Annotated in this window: 14 protein-coding genes and 1 riboswitch; of the genes, 1 reads left to right on the top strand and 13 read right to left on the bottom strand. The window is 46.1% G+C overall.

Annotated features, from left to right (window positions below; genetic code table 11):
- Positions 1-128: 128 nt before the first annotated feature.
- The 12 genes from scpB to MHI14_RS11075 all read right to left on the bottom strand — a co-directional run bounded on the left by scpB (position 129) and on the right by MHI14_RS11075 (position 12280).
- The gene (scpB, locus tag MHI14_RS11130) at positions 129-785 is read right to left on the bottom strand and encodes an SMC-Scp complex subunit ScpB (protein ID WP_249913478.1); all 657 of its coding nucleotides are present in this window, start codon (positions 783-785) and stop codon (positions 129-131) included.
- On the bottom strand, positions 754-1554 hold the full coding sequence (locus MHI14_RS11125) for a segregation and condensation protein A (protein ID WP_076328266.1): 801 nt from the start codon (positions 1552-1554) through the stop codon (positions 754-756). Before MHI14_RS11125 ends, scpB begins: the two co-directional genes overlap by 32 nt.
- 104 nt (positions 1555-1658) lie before the next feature.
- Positions 1659-2126 carry a 6,7-dimethyl-8-ribityllumazine synthase gene (gene ribH / locus MHI14_RS11120; protein WP_017687651.1) on the bottom strand — a complete coding sequence of 156 codons (468 nt, stop codon included), beginning with the start codon at positions 2124-2126 and terminating at the stop codon, positions 1659-1661.
- Positions 2127-2228: 102 nt separating this feature from the next.
- Complete coding sequence (locus MHI14_RS11115; RefSeq protein WP_133385394.1) at positions 2229-3461, bottom strand: bifunctional 3,4-dihydroxy-2-butanone-4-phosphate synthase/GTP cyclohydrolase II; 1233 nt, start codon at positions 3459-3461, stop codon at positions 2229-2231.
- Positions 3462-3493: 32 nt separating this feature from the next.
- A complete protein-coding gene (ribE, locus tag MHI14_RS11110) occupies positions 3494-4162 on the bottom strand; it encodes a riboflavin synthase (RefSeq protein ID WP_036607839.1) in 669 nt (222 codons plus the stop codon).
- A 61-nt stretch (positions 4163-4223) separates the two neighbouring features.
- Positions 4224-5327 (bottom strand): bifunctional diaminohydroxyphosphoribosylaminopyrimidine deaminase/5-amino-6-(5-phosphoribosylamino)uracil reductase RibD, encoded by a 1104-nt coding sequence (gene ribD, locus MHI14_RS11105; protein WP_341130306.1) that lies wholly within the window; start codon positions 5325-5327, stop codon positions 4224-4226.
- A gap of 323 nt (positions 5328-5650) precedes the next feature.
- Positions 5651-5817, bottom strand: a riboswitch (FMN riboswitch).
- A gap of 167 nt (positions 5818-5984) precedes the next feature.
- Positions 5985-7298, bottom strand: coding sequence for a hypothetical protein (locus tag MHI14_RS11100; protein ID WP_341130305.1), 1314 nt, complete (start codon positions 7296-7298; stop codon positions 5985-5987).
- Between the two features lie 107 nt (positions 7299-7405).
- Positions 7406-7837 carry a peptidylprolyl isomerase gene (locus MHI14_RS11095; protein WP_017687646.1) on the bottom strand — a complete coding sequence of 144 codons (432 nt, stop codon included), beginning with the start codon at positions 7835-7837 and terminating at the stop codon, positions 7406-7408.
- Between the two features lie 249 nt (positions 7838-8086).
- On the bottom strand, positions 8087-9418 hold the full coding sequence (gene lysA / locus MHI14_RS11090) for a diaminopimelate decarboxylase (protein WP_017687645.1): 1332 nt from the start codon (positions 9416-9418) through the stop codon (positions 8087-8089).
- Between the two features lie 104 nt (positions 9419-9522).
- On the bottom strand, positions 9523-11190 hold the full coding sequence (locus tag MHI14_RS11085; RefSeq protein ID WP_091028877.1) for a spore germination protein: 1668 nt from the start codon (positions 11188-11190) through the stop codon (positions 9523-9525).
- Between the two features lie 24 nt (positions 11191-11214).
- Positions 11215-11643, bottom strand: a complete 429-nt coding sequence (locus MHI14_RS11080) for a stage V sporulation protein AB (protein WP_026080996.1) — start codon at positions 11641-11643, stop codon at positions 11215-11217.
- Entirely contained in the window at positions 11624-12280 is a 657-nt protein-coding gene (locus tag MHI14_RS11075; RefSeq protein WP_249913476.1) for a stage V sporulation protein AA, read from the bottom strand. The genes MHI14_RS11080 and MHI14_RS11075 overlap by 20 nt, the downstream gene beginning before the upstream one ends.
- Before the next feature lie 68 nt (positions 12281-12348).
- Here MHI14_RS11075 and MHI14_RS11070 point away from each other — a divergent pair, with 68 nt between their 5' ends.
- The gene (locus tag MHI14_RS11070) at positions 12349-12486 is read left to right on the top strand and encodes a hypothetical protein (protein WP_341130304.1); all 138 of its coding nucleotides are present in this window, start codon (positions 12349-12351) and stop codon (positions 12484-12486) included.
- A 419-nt stretch (positions 12487-12905) separates the two neighbouring features.
- On the opposite strand, the gene MHI14_RS11065 is transcribed toward MHI14_RS11070, so the two are convergent.
- Positions 12906-13814 carry an AraC family transcriptional regulator gene (locus tag MHI14_RS11065; protein ID WP_341130303.1) on the bottom strand — a complete coding sequence of 303 codons (909 nt, stop codon included), beginning with the start codon at positions 13812-13814 and terminating at the stop codon, positions 12906-12908.
- Positions 13815-13853: the final 39 nt, after the last annotated feature.

The raw sequence follows: 13853 nt of genomic DNA, 5'->3' as shown, positions 1-13853 counted from the left end.
AAATTCACGTCTGACCTAAAAATCCCATTTCATATTTATTTAGAAACTATTCTATCCACCATTTTTCTAAAACAATGCACAAAAAAACCGACTCCACTGATGGGTGTCGGTTAGTATGAGCTTGCAAATTAGAGTGAAGAATCCGTACTATCATCTTCGCTGTCGATATGACTTAGATCATCCGCCGGATCAGCACTTTCCGGTTCCAGTTGTTGCAGATCCAGTTTGTTGAATAACAGTTGTGTCTCTTCCTCCAGGTTTTCCGAATCTTCGAACAAGCCTGGTTCCGGAAGGTCTTTAATTGAAGCCAGTCCGAAATAATCCAGAAATGACTTGGTCGTTCCGTACAGAATTGGTCGTCCGATCGCCTCGGCTCGTCCCACTTCAATAATCAAATCCTTATTCACAAGCGTATGAATGGCCCGCTCCGATTTTACACCGCGGATTTCCTCAATCTCTACCCGTGTAATCGGCTGACGATACGCCACAATGGCCAGCGTCTCCAGAGCCGCCTGGGATAAGGACGTGCGTGCGGGAGAGTATGCCAGTTTCTCGAAATATACAGCGTGGTCAGGCAAGGTTCCCAACTGAACTACACCAGCGATCTTGAGAATCTGTACACCTCGTCCCTGCTGTGAGAATTCATGAATCATCTCCTCAATCGCGTCCGTTACAAGCTCCACTCGCTGGTCGACGATCTCGGCGATTTGTTTGATACTCAGACCTTCTTCTCCGGACAAAAACAGCAGGCCTTCAATAATCGATTTCAATTTCGGAAAATCCATGATTCTTTGTTTCCCCTCTCCACTCCATAACGATATCCTCAAACATCCGTTCCTGATAACAGACAATCTGCTTCATCTTCATCAGTTCCAGCACCGCCAGAAAAGTGACAACAATCTCATGGCGATAGATATGCTCGTCCATCAACTTGGAGAATAACAGTCTTCCTCCCGGCCCCATACTTTCCAAAGCGCCGATGACATCCCGTATCCGGTCCTTAACCGAAATCTCATCCCGTTTGATTCGGGTTACAGTTGTGCGCTTCTCAGCCTTACGTAGCGCCTTCTGAAAGGCTGCAATCAGGTCAGAGGTGTGTAAACCCTCAACCGGGTTCGATTGGGCTTCTACGGGCATATAGGGGCGCAGATCCTCGGGCTCTTTGGAAAATATAAGACTACGTTCCCACTCCCGTTCATGAAGATGACGCGCAATTCCCTTGTACTTGCGATATTCTATCAGACGTGCAATCAGCTCTGCACGTGGATCATAATCTTCTTCTTCCATAAAATCATAATCCTCGAAGTCCTCAATGACCGGTGGTTTGGGCAATAAAAGTTTGCTCTTGATCGACAGCAATGTTGCTGCCATGACCAGAAATTCACTCGTAATATCCAGTTCCAGTTCCTGCATCGAATGCAGATACGCCATGTATTGATCGGTAATATCGCTGATGGGAATATCCTGGATATGAATTTCAGCCTTATCAATCAGATGAAGCAGCAGATCCAAAGGCCCTTCAAAAGTCTCCAGTTTGTATGTAACTACCGTCACTAGACGAATCCTCCCGCCAGAAAAATACAAAACCCTGCTAAGCCGTCCGAATCCGGTTTCCCGTGTTCGTCTGCGCAAAGCAGGGCACTACTATTAAATAAGCACTATTTTAGCTGTTTCGTCAAGTTTGCCATCTCAATTGCCGCCGTAGCTGCATCCCAACCTTTGTTACCCGCCTTGGTTCCGGCACGTTCAATCGCTTGTTCAATATTTTCTGTTGTAACCAGTCCAAAGATCGTAGGCACGCCAGTTTTCAGGTTAATTGCTGCTACCCCTTTAGCCATCTCGTTGCACACATAATCGTAATGCGTAGTGGATCCACGAATGACAGTTCCCAAGGTAATCACCGCATCATACTTGCCGCTCTCCGCCATTTTCTGCGCAATCAAAGGGATTTCGAACGCACCTGGAACCCAGGCTACATCCACTTCATCATCCTGCACGCCGTGACGTTTGAATGCATCAAGCGCTGCGCTAAGCAATTTACTGGTGATAAATTCGTTGAAACGTCCAACAACAACTCCATACCTGGATCCTTCTGATACTAAATGTCCTTCAAAAAATTGTGGCATTCAAGTCATCTCCCTAACGGTATAATGTAATGTAAGTAACGGAAATCCCTAAGTAATCACTTCCATAAATTACATGGTGAACATTGTTCATCTAAAACGCATTTACTCTTCGTTCTGCTCAATATCATCAAACTTGAGCATATGCCCCAGCTTGGCTTGCTTTGTATGAAGATACACTGTATTGTCCTCGTTCTCTTCCATCTGGATCGCAACACGCTCTACAACTTCAAGTCCATATCCTTCAAGGCCTTTAATTTTACGAGGATTGTTAGTTAGCAGTCTGATCTGACGAACCCCAAGGTCTTTCAAAATTTGGGCGCCAATCCCGTAATCACGCAAGTCGGCAGCAAAGCCCAGCTTCAGGTTTGCATCCACAGTATCCAGACCTTCCTCTTGCAGCTTGTAGGCTTTGAGTTTGTTGATTAGCCCAATGCCCCGACCTTCCTGTCTCATATAGAGCAGAACGCCATTGCCTTCCTCGTTAATCTGTTTAAGTGCCGCATCAAACTGAGGACCACAGTCACAACGATGGGAATGGAATACATCGCCAGTCAAACATTCAGAGTGCACACGCACAAGTACGGGTTTGGAACCATCTATTTCGCCTTTAACCAGCGCCACATGCTCCTTGTTGTCCACAGCATTTGTATAAGCCACCGCTTGAAACTCGCCAAAGTCCGTTGGCATACGTACAGCCACTTCACGTTGAACCAGCTGCTCTTTTTCGTTACGGTAACGAATCATGTCCTGAATACTGATCAGCTTCAGATCATGTTTGCGGGCAATCTCCTGCAGGTCCGGAAGTCTGGCCATTGTGCCATCTTCCTTAATCACTTCACAGATCACACCTGCGGGATATGAACCACACATAATGGCCAAATCTACCGCCGCTTCTGTATGCCCAGCACGACGAAGTACACCGCCATCTTTTGCAATCAGCGGGAACATGTGACCAGGTTTACGGAAGTCCCCAGCTTTCGCTTCAGGATCGATCAGACCTTTCACGGTAATAGAGCGTTCATGTGCCGAAATACCTGTTGTCGTATCTTTGTGATCCACAGAGACGGTGAAGGCTGTTCCATGGAAATCCGTATTTTGTTGAACCATCGGTTTCAGGTTAAGTTCGTCCGCACGTTGTTGTGTAATCGGAACACAGACCAGACCTCTACCTTCAGTAATCATGAAATTAATGACTTCAGGTGTCGCCTTTTCGGCCAAAGCGATAAAATCGCCTTCATTCTCCCTATCTTCATCATCCACAACAATGACGGGTTTACCACGCATGAGATCGTATATGGCTTCTTCTATTGTGTCCAGAATGGATTGTTCTGACATGGGTCCACCTCCAGTTAATTTCTGTTCTCTATTTATGCAAATCCGTGATTGGAGAGAAAATCTTCACTGATACTGCGCGGCTTGCCAGCACCCGTCTCCCGATGTCCTCTCCCATACTGGAGCAGATGATCCACATATTTGCCCAAAATATCGCATTCGATATTAATGGTATCCCCTGTCTTTTTCACATTTAGTACAGTTTCACCAATGGTATGCGGGATAATGGAAACCGTGAATGCGGTATCCGACGTATGGACAACGGTCAAGCTAATGCCATCCAGTGTAACCGATCCTTTGGGGATCAGATATTTGAACAACTGGTGATCATCAGGCTTGATCTCAAACACAATTGCATTCTGATCACGTGTTATACTGCCAATCACTCCAGTACCATCGACATGGCCCTGAACAATATGTCCGCCAAAACGACCGCCGGATTGCATGGCCCGCTCCAGATTAACTTTACTGCCTGATTGCAGCTGACTGAGATTGGTATGGCGATAGGTTTCAGGCATTACATCGGCGGTAAAACCTCCACCTTCCAGCGTTGTCGCAGTTAGGCATACGCCGTTCACTGCTACACTATCGCCAATCTTCAGATCGTCCATGATGGCGGAAGCTCCGATATTCAGGACCATCGCTTCGCCTTTCCGACCAATACGCCGGATCTGACCGACTTCTTCCACCAAACCGGTAAACATGCTGCCGCCTCCCTTGTTCAATTTATAAAGAACCTAACTTGTTTCTTTAAAATTCATTTATTTATTCAGGCCACACCGGAATACCGCCAATGCTGATATTATCTCCAACTTGTTCAATCTCCAACTGATTCAATTGAATTGCCTGATTCATACGTTCCACACCCTCGAAGCGGAAGCTTCCAGGTGTATCATAACCGCCTACAATCTTCGGAGCGATAAACATGAGCAGTCGATCAACCAACCGTGCCTCCAGCATGGCCCCATTCAAGGTGCCTCCACCTTCAAGCAAAATTGAACCAATCTCACGCTCACCCAACTTGCTAAGTCCGTTTAACAGATCCACACGTGGTCCAGGACCACAGCGTATAATTTCGACGCCATAGGCTTCCAAACGTTCAGCAGCTTCAGGACTGGCTTCGTCTGTGGTCAGCACCCATGTTGGAGCAAGACCATCCTTAACCATTTTGGCACCTACGGGAAGACGTAACTTGGAATCCACCACAATGCGCACTGGACTAATGCCTTCCACTTGCAAACGGGTTGTAAGTTCCGGATTATCGGCAATCACTGTGTCGACGCCAACCATAATTCCCTGGTGACGATGACGAAGGGCATGCACAATCTCACGAGCGGGCTCGTTAGAGATCCACTTGCTGTCTCCGCTGCGAGTAGCAATTTTGCCATCCAAAGTAGTAGCCGTCTTCAGTGTCACAAAAGGTAGACCCGTTGTAATAAATTTAATGAATTTTTCATTCATGCGTCTTCCACGCTCACGCAGTACGCCAACTTCAACTTCAATGCCTTGTTGACGAAGCATGCTGATGCCTCTGCCGGATACTTGCGGATTTGGATCTTCACAACATACGACAACACGTTTCACCTTTTCATGAATCAGGCGTTCACTACAAGGTGGCGTCTTGCCATAATGACTACAAGGCTCAAGTGTAACGTATACCGTACTTCCTTCTGCATCATTGCCTGCCATGTTAAGTGCATGCACCTCTGCATGACCGGTTCCACGTTTCAGATGGCTTCCTAGGCCTACAATACGACCCTCTTTCACAACTACACATCCAACGACCGGATTAATCCCCGTCTGTCCCTGTGCTCGTTCCGCCATATCCAATGCCAGTGCCATATAAAATTCATCATTGATCATTTCCAAATCCGTTCACCCCGCGGTTTAAAGTCTTGTTTATTAAAAAATCCCCGTCGAACAATCAGTTCGATGGGGATGATGAGAGACAAATGTCACCAGCAGGAGTGAAATGGATACAGCACGCCAACACTTTGCCCAAAACTTCATTTCGGGCAAGTGAAAATAGACACATACCTTAATGAACATCAATTACAGGTAAAGAGCTTTTATAGTGTGGCATATGTATGGAACTGTCCGGCGTAACCGGATTTTCCCTGCACAGTGCAAGACATTACCAATCTAGACTGTACAGCAATACTCCTGCTGAATGCAAACCTGTTAGGTCTGCACCTCTCCTTCTCCCATCCAGACTATACTGTCGGTTCTGGAATTACACCAGATCAGCCATCTGCCACAGGCAGACAGGTCACGGACTTTGCATCAAGTGCTGGACATGTGTCCTTACACTTCCTGCATCACCGCCGGTAGGGAATTGCACCCTGCCCTGAAGGATTGCTTTCGTTATTACTTGGATGTTAGCACTTTAATGCCAAAAAATCAATTGTTTTTTGTTCCTTTTTGTCACATACTAACTTTTAATAAGCTAAGAAACAACAAAAAACCGCTTCCTCCAAGGAGGTACGGTTTTTGTTTGGAGGCACATTTCACATCCATCGCAGCATTCTACATATCAGGAAAACACCAGCTCGCCATATGCTTTAATTCTTTGGCATTATGGAATGGAGTGCGATCAGGTTCTTGCAGGGGCGAAGTCGGAAGCGGGAACTCTCTTGCCACCCTTCTGACCCAACTTGTGGAATCAATCGCAATAGCCGAGCATTTCCAGCGTCCATTCGCTCTCGGTCGAAACGTTCCATGCAAATCTGCTTTTCCCGGCATCTCTGGAAAGACACCATCCAAATATTCAACGATGACACGCTTGTCTCTGACTTCATGACAGTATACTGTCACCCATACACCTTCCCGGACCCGAACAGCATACACATCTCCAGACTGTACCTCCCCGGTACCTGCATCAGGAGATGCCTTTGGTACTTTTCCGCGAACACTTCTCTTCTTCTCCAATGCTCCTAAGATCGTGTCCTTTACAGCTGGACTCTCATCAGGCTTATCCGCAAGAGATATATTATTCAGATCAAAATCATGAAATATCTTGTTCAGGTTGTTCTCATTGATTCCTACAGATGAGTCCCACCACGCCAGAGGCGCCTGTACCTCAACCCGAACATTGGGGCGTGCGTCACGTTGCATGTAAGTGGTGAATTCCGTGATCATTCCAGGATGTTCCGGCGTATCCAATATGCCAATCAGAGCTAACGTCTCAAGCAAATCACGGTAGGCATATTCCTTCTGTGTAGGCAAAAGACGTTCCTTCTTGAGCGCTACTGCTGCCTTGCTGTAGCGTGTTTTGGGAGGTAATTCGCGCAGCACCGTTAACACCGCACGGAATGTCCAACGGTCGTAATCATTGGGTATTGGAAGCTCCTGCGCTGCCGCCAACTCTCGAAGTGCCAGCACATATCCAAAAGGATCACCGTCCAACGGGGTTCCATTGGTCATGCGCCAATACCATTGCAGCGTCGTGTCGGTTGCTTGATTTACACTTAATCCGCAGATCTTGCAAGTGTTCGAGGATGGATATGGCGTATGTTCATGACTTGGCATACTGCTCGCAATAAGCTTGCCTGTAAGCAATGACCGCCAGAGCATAGGTGCTGACCACATCGATGCGACAAAAGCCTGTGCTGCATCATTCAGCGTCCATTGATTCGCAACTTTTTTCAGCTCAGTAATCGTTTCATCATGTTGGGGACGTACAAATCGATTCGGTTCATGCCCCGCTGCCTCAAGCGCTTCTCGATCCTTTACGGATAGACTATCCGGAACGACATGGCGCGATGCCTGCAGTTCTTCATCCCACAACGTGCGCTCACTATAAATTTGTTTTAACAAGCTTAGCTGAGTAACCGTATCCAAGGTTTTATTCATCCTTTCTAATCATCGATTTCAAGTATGTAAAAAAACAAAAAAAGTGCTTCTATAAAAGAAGCACTTCATGTTTGGATCCAGTTAAGGTGAAGGTATTAAGCTTCTACAACTTCAACAGTTTCCATTTTGTCTTTACCTTCTAAAGCGTCTACGAACTCCATACCTTTAGTTACTTTACCAAATACAGTATGTTGTCCATCCAGATGTGGTTGCGGTTGGTAGCAGATGTAGAACTGGCTTCCACCTGTGTTACGGCCAGCATGTGCCATAGCAAGTGTTCCGCGCTCATGTTTGTTCGGGTTAATTTCACAGTTGATTGTGTAACCTGGGCCACCTGCACCGGAACCGTTAGGGCATCCGCCTTGAGCTACAAAGCCCGGGATAACGCGGTGGAATGTAAGACCATTGTAGAAACCGGAGTTAGCCAGTTTCTCAAAGTTTGCTACAGTGTTTGGAGCTTCTTGATCGAACAGATCGATCAGAACTTCTCCGCCGTTTGCCAATTTAATTTTCGCTTGTTTCGCCATATGTAAATGACTCCTTTCGTATTGACCATCGTTAATGGTGCCAGAACGCATGACCCTGGGCCAAGCATTACAGCACTTTTCTTAGTGTACACCGAAAATGTCTGGATCGCAAAAAAAACGGCAACTTTTTTTCATAATTTAGTCCGAATATACAAAAAGCAGACGAAAAAGGAAGTTCCCTTTTCATCTGCTTCAAATTTAAAATCCCTATATCCTGAATAATGCAGAAACGCATTATTTTTTGACGAATTAGCGAGTTACTGGCTGTTTGCCAATGCGCGCTGGTACCAGGTCATTCTGAATGATATCTTGATACGTCTCACGGCGTACTACGACATCTCCTTGACCGTCTTTGACAAACACAACAGCCGGACGACGAATACGGTTGTAGTTGCTCGCCATGGAGTAGTTATATGCACCTGTACAAGCTACAGCGAGCAGATCGCCGCTCTCCACTTTTGGCAGGTCCAGATCCCAGATCAACATATCGCCACTCTCGCAGCATTTACCCGCAACAGATACCGTTTCCTGAGCAGCCTCATTCGCACGGTTGGCAAGCACAGCTTCGTACTTGGATTCATACAAAGCAGGACGTGGGTTATCGGTCATACCACCATCAACGGCAACGTATTTACGCACGCCTGGGATGTCTTTGCTTGTTCCAACAGTATACAGCGTTGTTCCCGCTTCACCCACGATACTGCGGCCTGGCTCAACCCAGATCTCAGGTACGGCATAGCCGATTTGAGCAAAATGATTTTTAACTGCGTCTGTAATAGCCTTCACGTATTGCGCAACTTCAAGCGGTGTATCTCCATCGATATAACGGATTCCGAATCCACCACCAAGGTTAACCACTTTGAAAGCAACATTAAGACGCTCATATACACTTGCTGCAAATTCAGCAACACGTTGAACAGCCATCTGGAAGCCTTCAACTTCGAAGATCTGGGAACCGATGTGGGAATGCACACCGAGCAATACCAGGTTAGACTGCTTGGAAGCCAAGTCAATCGCTTCAAATGCTGTACCATTTCCGATATCGAATCCAAATTTGGAATCCGTTTGACCTGTGGAAATATATTCATGCGTATGGGCCTCAACACCAGGCGTCACACGAAGCAAAATGTTTACTTTACGATTTTTGTCCGCTGCTACAGCCTGCAACAGATGCAGTTCATTGAAGTTATCAACAACAAAGCATCCGATCTCCGCATCAAGAGCCATTTCGATCTCTTCCAGCGTTTTGTTGTTACCGTGGAAATGAATGCGCTCAGCCGGGAATCCTGCTTGCAGTGCAGTAAACAGTTCACCGTCAGATACAACATCCAGGGAAAGTCCTTCTTCAGCTGCAAGGGCACACATCGCCATTACACAGAATGCTTTACTTGCGTATGCAACCTGGAAGCCCAATCCGGAAGCACGGAATGCTTCCATGTACTCTCTGCAACGCTCGCGAACCAATTGCTCGTCCACAACGTACAGGGGAGTTCCAAATTGTTCTTTCAGATCTGTTGCATCAACTCCGCCAATCTCCAGATGCCCTTGCGCGTTTATTTTACTTGTACCATGTAAATACATAATCTGCATTCCTCACTTTTTTATATACTGGAACAGTTGCTATTCCAATGATTTTACACCAGTATATCAAATTAGGCAGCGAGATGAATGGATTTTTCGGAAGATCATTTGTGTTTTTTACTTTTTCGCAGTTCACCGTCTGGATCATCAGACATTTTGGTGTTGTCACGGGTTTTGTTGAATGATGGACGTTTTTTATTTTCCAGCAACGGAAGCCGGAATAAAAAGTTGCCCAGGGCCTTTGCATTAAACGGTATAAAAGGCCAGAGATACGAAGAATTGTACGACCGGTGAATGGTGAGCGCCAATATGAGCAATGTACTGCCCACCACCAATCCCGGAACCTTGAATATCGCAACAGCGATTAACAGAACCAACCTGACCAGCCTGTTGGCAAGTCCAAGCTCGTAACTCGGCGTGGCAAACATGCCGATGGCTGCGATCGCCATATAAAGTACAACCTCATTGACAAAATATCCTGTTTTGACGGCGATATCCCCGACTAGAATTGCCGCGATTAAGCCCATTGCCGATGCCAATGGTGTAGGCGTATGGACCGCTGCCATCCGTAATAAATCGACGCCAAGTTCGATCAATAGAAACTGTAGAATCAGCGGTAGCTTTACATTTTCCTGCGGACCAATGAAGTCAAGTCCCATCGGTTTAATCGAAGGGTCAATAACCATGAGAAGCCATAGCGGTAGCAAAAACAACGATATGAGAATCCCTGCAAAACGCACCCATCGTAAATACGTCCCCATCAATGCTGTCTGTCTGTTCTCCTCCGCATGCTCACACAGATCGAAGAAAGTCGTAGGCAGAATCATCACACTGGGGGAAGTGTCTACGAAAATGACAACACGTCCTTCCAGCAAATGGGAAGCTGTAACATCCGGTCGTTCGGAATACCGGACGAGTGGAAACGGATTCCAACCCTTATTGATAATCGCTTCTTCCAGCTGTTTATCGGCGGAGGGAATACCATCAATATCCACTCGCTGAATTTTTTCACGAACGGAATCCACCTGCACTTTATCCACAATATCGTCAATGTACACCACGCAGACATCGGTTTGTGTTCTCCGCCCCACCTGCATGATCTCAAATTTCAGTCCTGGGTCGCGAATTCTACGGCGGACCAAGGTTACATTGGTCAGGAGTGTTTCGGTAAAGCCGTCTCTGGAACCTCGGACTACCCTTTCCAATGAAGGTTCTTCGGGTGAACGTACCGGATAACTCCGGGTATCCATAATTAAGACCGAGCGGTCCCCTTCAACGAACATTGCACTCATACCGGTAAGAACCTTGTTGATGACCGCACTCATCTTCTCGACTTTTTCCACCTGAATATGGGGAATGTAACATTCAAAATAAGATTTGAGTGCATGTCCGGACACGTCATCCGGCGTGAGATAGGTGAGTCTTTTCAACACTTCAAGCAAAATCTCATCCTTGGCGAAGCCGGTGATCATCAGCAATCCAACGTGCTTGCCACCCAGGACCATTTCTCTCATATTCACGTCAAACGATTCTCCGAGCCCCAGTACCTGTTGCAGTGTATATCTATTCTCACTCATGCGTGGGGAGATATCATCGTTTTCCTGCCAATATTGCACGGATTCCTCAATGCTGTCGGACATCTCATTTTGTTTTTTCTTACTGTACGCTTTCTCCTCTTCTTCCTTCTGAATCTCATAAGCAGACTTGTGTAACATCTCTTCCGTTATACCTTCACTATTTTCCTGGCCTGTGTGCTCTGTTTGTTCATCCATCTTCCATCCTCCTATGGCCACGAGTTACCGCTGATATATGAAAAAATCAAACAGGGAACCTGTCATTTTGCCCAAAATCATGGCGAGCAGTAATCCAAACAAATAAGGTTTCATGCCCAATCGTTTGGCTAGTACGGGCAGTACATTAAGCACCTCAGTGAGCGCTGCGGCCAGCAGACCGATGAACACCCCACAGAATAAACCAACGATTGGACTGAGCAGCAGCACCCCATGCATTTTCCAGTGCCAGAAATCCGCCACCGTCCCGAGCAGTGAACCACCGATCAGCGCCCCTTCGTACCAGTGAGTCTTGTCATACGATTGCGTAAGTTGGGCCAACCTGGGAATCATATCGAGCACCAGAATGAGCGCAATTACGCCGCTCCCTACGGCAATTCCCCCTGCAATACCCAATACAATGCTGATTGCTCCATTAAGAACGCTCATCCGCATTCATCTCCCTGCGTTCCTGCTCGTGCATCCGTTCGCTTTCTTCAATCACCACATATTTATCTACATTTTGCTGGTATAGGAACATCTCCACTTCCAGCGGGGTAGGTTCCTCATTCCACTTTTTCTTGAACAAATGATTAAAAAATACTGCCATTCCGAATCCAATGCCAATGGAATACGCCACTTGGAACAGATAGGGATGTTCGTCCCGATGCCCAGTGAGCATCTCCACAATTCGAATCTGTACTTCCTGCATGTTCACATCGGCATGAAAATTCATAATGGTTAAGGCTGATCCAAAAAACAGCAGCAGCCAAACCAGAATGAACAGGGACTTGGAAGGTTGACCATTTCCCGCAATGACTTCAACCAACGTATGACCTGATCCCATCAGTTCCACACTTACCTCCGGCAAGACGTGCCGAATTCGGGGAATAATTTGCAATATATCAATGAGGATCAGATTGCCATCCTCCGGTCCAGGGCGCAGCAGTTCAAGCTCCAGTAGCCTGCCCTCCTGGTCTTCAGAAGAGGTCAGTACATGTGCAATGTCTCCAAGCTTGACTGCTCTGCCCCTCTGGATGCGAATACGGCTGCGCAGACGAATATAGACCATTGGAGTGGGTGTCTGGGACATCCATAGCACTCCTTTACTGCGTAATTTAGGTTAGTATTTGAAGAATGTGCAAATTTATTACAAATTGGTTGGAAAAAGATCGGGAGGTGGGTGGTGGCGCTGCGGGATGGATCGGTCATTGGTCGCTGTTGCTCGGGGGAGGATACACGCAGACACTCCGACGGCAGACCAACCTTCTGATCGCTGTTGTCTCCAATTTCTTTTGATTGATTTCTAAGTGTTAGAAATTTGGAGACAAAGGCGAACGCTTCGCTTCTTCAGGTCTAATCTGCCGCCTGCGTTGCTTATGTATCCTTAGGTGAGCCCTCACGCTTCGCTCCTTTTGACCGATTCCATCCCTCCGCTACCCATCGTCCTCCCGTTTCCAAACGTTTGAAATAAATATGCTGGGGGAGTAGGCAGGAAGGGAATTGAAAGATGAGCTTTTTGGGGTTATTTTGCTCAAAATTCTATGACTCTTGAAGTTGTCTTCTGGAACCGTCTTAGACTACAGCCTTTTATACGCTCTCCTTGTGATCGGTTTGAGGCGTAACTAAGTGTGAAACATTATTTTACATATCAAAAAAGTCGCCGTATGGGCGACTCTTGGTACTGGTAAATAGGTTCACGGATCATGTACAATAACTCAAAAATTATGTTCTTTTTCTCTTTCGTTCAATTCCCTTCTAAATCGTAAAGGGGTTGAATTCATTGTTTTGCGGAATTGGTTGATGTAATAACTCGTGCTGTTAAAACCAACCTCATAGGCAATTTCGGTGATGCTACGCTTGGAGGATTGCAATAGTTCAATGCTTCTTTGGATGCGGTACTCTATCACATATTGCATGGGTGTAGTTTTCAGGATTTGCTTGAAATAACGGCATGTCTCCGATCGACTTAACTGTCCGGCCTTTGCAATATCTTCCAGCTTAATTGGATCGGTATAGTTGAGATTAATCCATTGCAACATGTCTTTCATTCGCTTGTTTCTGCTCATCTCTGATGGATCATGTTCCAGGGAATATCCGTTCATAATCAGCAGTTTCCACATATTCAGCACCGCAGAAGCAACATTCACTTCGTAAAAAGGAACTTGGTACACTAGCTCCTTTCTAATCCGTGCAATAGCATCCAGGATCTGTTCTCCCCAAGCGTTAGCTCTTTCGATATACAGAAAAGGCAAATTAGTTGCTGTTACATATGGATGTACGTACTTTATATACAAATCCGAAGGCATGATAACATGCGGGGACAAATTCAGACATAAATAAATGCAGTTCTCGCTCACACCGTGATCCTCAGCCATATGCATTACTCCACTGTTAATAAAAATCCCGTCTCCTTTGGACAAAATCATCTTTTGATCGTTGATATGGAACAACGCCGTACCCTGAAGAACGGTAACAAACTGCAATTCATCATGCCAGTGGAGAGGAATATGTCCGTGAACATTTTGAACAATGGTTGTCTCATAACAGGCTATAGATAATGTATCGGTACGGTGTTGCGTCATTTCTTTCAATTGTTGATCAATGATAAATTCGATTTTCCGCATGGCCCTCATCTCAATATAGTTATATTTTTAAGTGTAATA

Origin of the sequence: Paenibacillus sp. FSL K6-2393 (genome assembly GCF_038002545.1) — a bacterium.
Taxonomy (GTDB): Bacteria; Bacillota; Bacilli; order Paenibacillales; family Paenibacillaceae; genus Paenibacillus.
This window is presented reverse-complemented; position numbering and strand designations above follow the sequence as displayed.

What these genes read in the sequence shown, in the direction of transcription:
- ribH (WP_017687651.1), bottom strand. Translation starts at nt 2,126, where the DNA reads ATGCCACAATTTTTTGAAGGACATTTAGTATCAGAAGGATCCAGGTAT.
- MHI14_RS11115 (WP_133385394.1), bottom strand. Translation starts at nt 3,461, where the DNA reads ATGTCAGAACAATCCATTCTGGACACAATAGAAGAAGCCATATACGAT.
- ribE (WP_036607839.1), bottom strand. Translation starts at nt 4,162, where the DNA reads ATGTTTACCGGTTTGGTGGAAGAAGTCGGTCAGATCCGGCGTATTGGT.
- lysA (WP_017687645.1), bottom strand. Translation starts at nt 9,418, where the DNA reads ATGTATTTACATGGTACAAGTAAAATAAACGCGCAAGGGCATCTGGAG.
- MHI14_RS11065 (WP_341130303.1), bottom strand. Translation starts at nt 13,814, where the DNA reads ATGCGGAAAATCGAATTTATCATTGATCAACAATTGAAAGAAATGACG.
- MHI14_RS11075 (WP_249913476.1), bottom strand. Translation starts at nt 12,280, where the DNA reads ATGTCCCAGACACCCACTCCAATGGTCTATATTCGTCTGCGCAGCCGT.
- MHI14_RS11095 (WP_017687646.1), bottom strand. Translation starts at nt 7,837, where the DNA reads ATGGCGAAACAAGCGAAAATTAAATTGGCAAACGGCGGAGAAGTTCTG.
- MHI14_RS11085 (WP_091028877.1), bottom strand. Translation starts at nt 11,190, where the DNA reads ATGGATGAACAAACAGAGCACACAGGCCAGGAAAATAGTGAAGGTATA.
- MHI14_RS11080 (WP_026080996.1), bottom strand. Translation starts at nt 11,643, where the DNA reads ATGCGGATGAGCGTTCTTAATGGAGCAATCAGCATTGTATTGGGTATT.
- scpB (WP_249913478.1), bottom strand. Translation starts at nt 785, where the DNA reads ATGGATTTTCCGAAATTGAAATCGATTATTGAAGGCCTGCTGTTTTTG.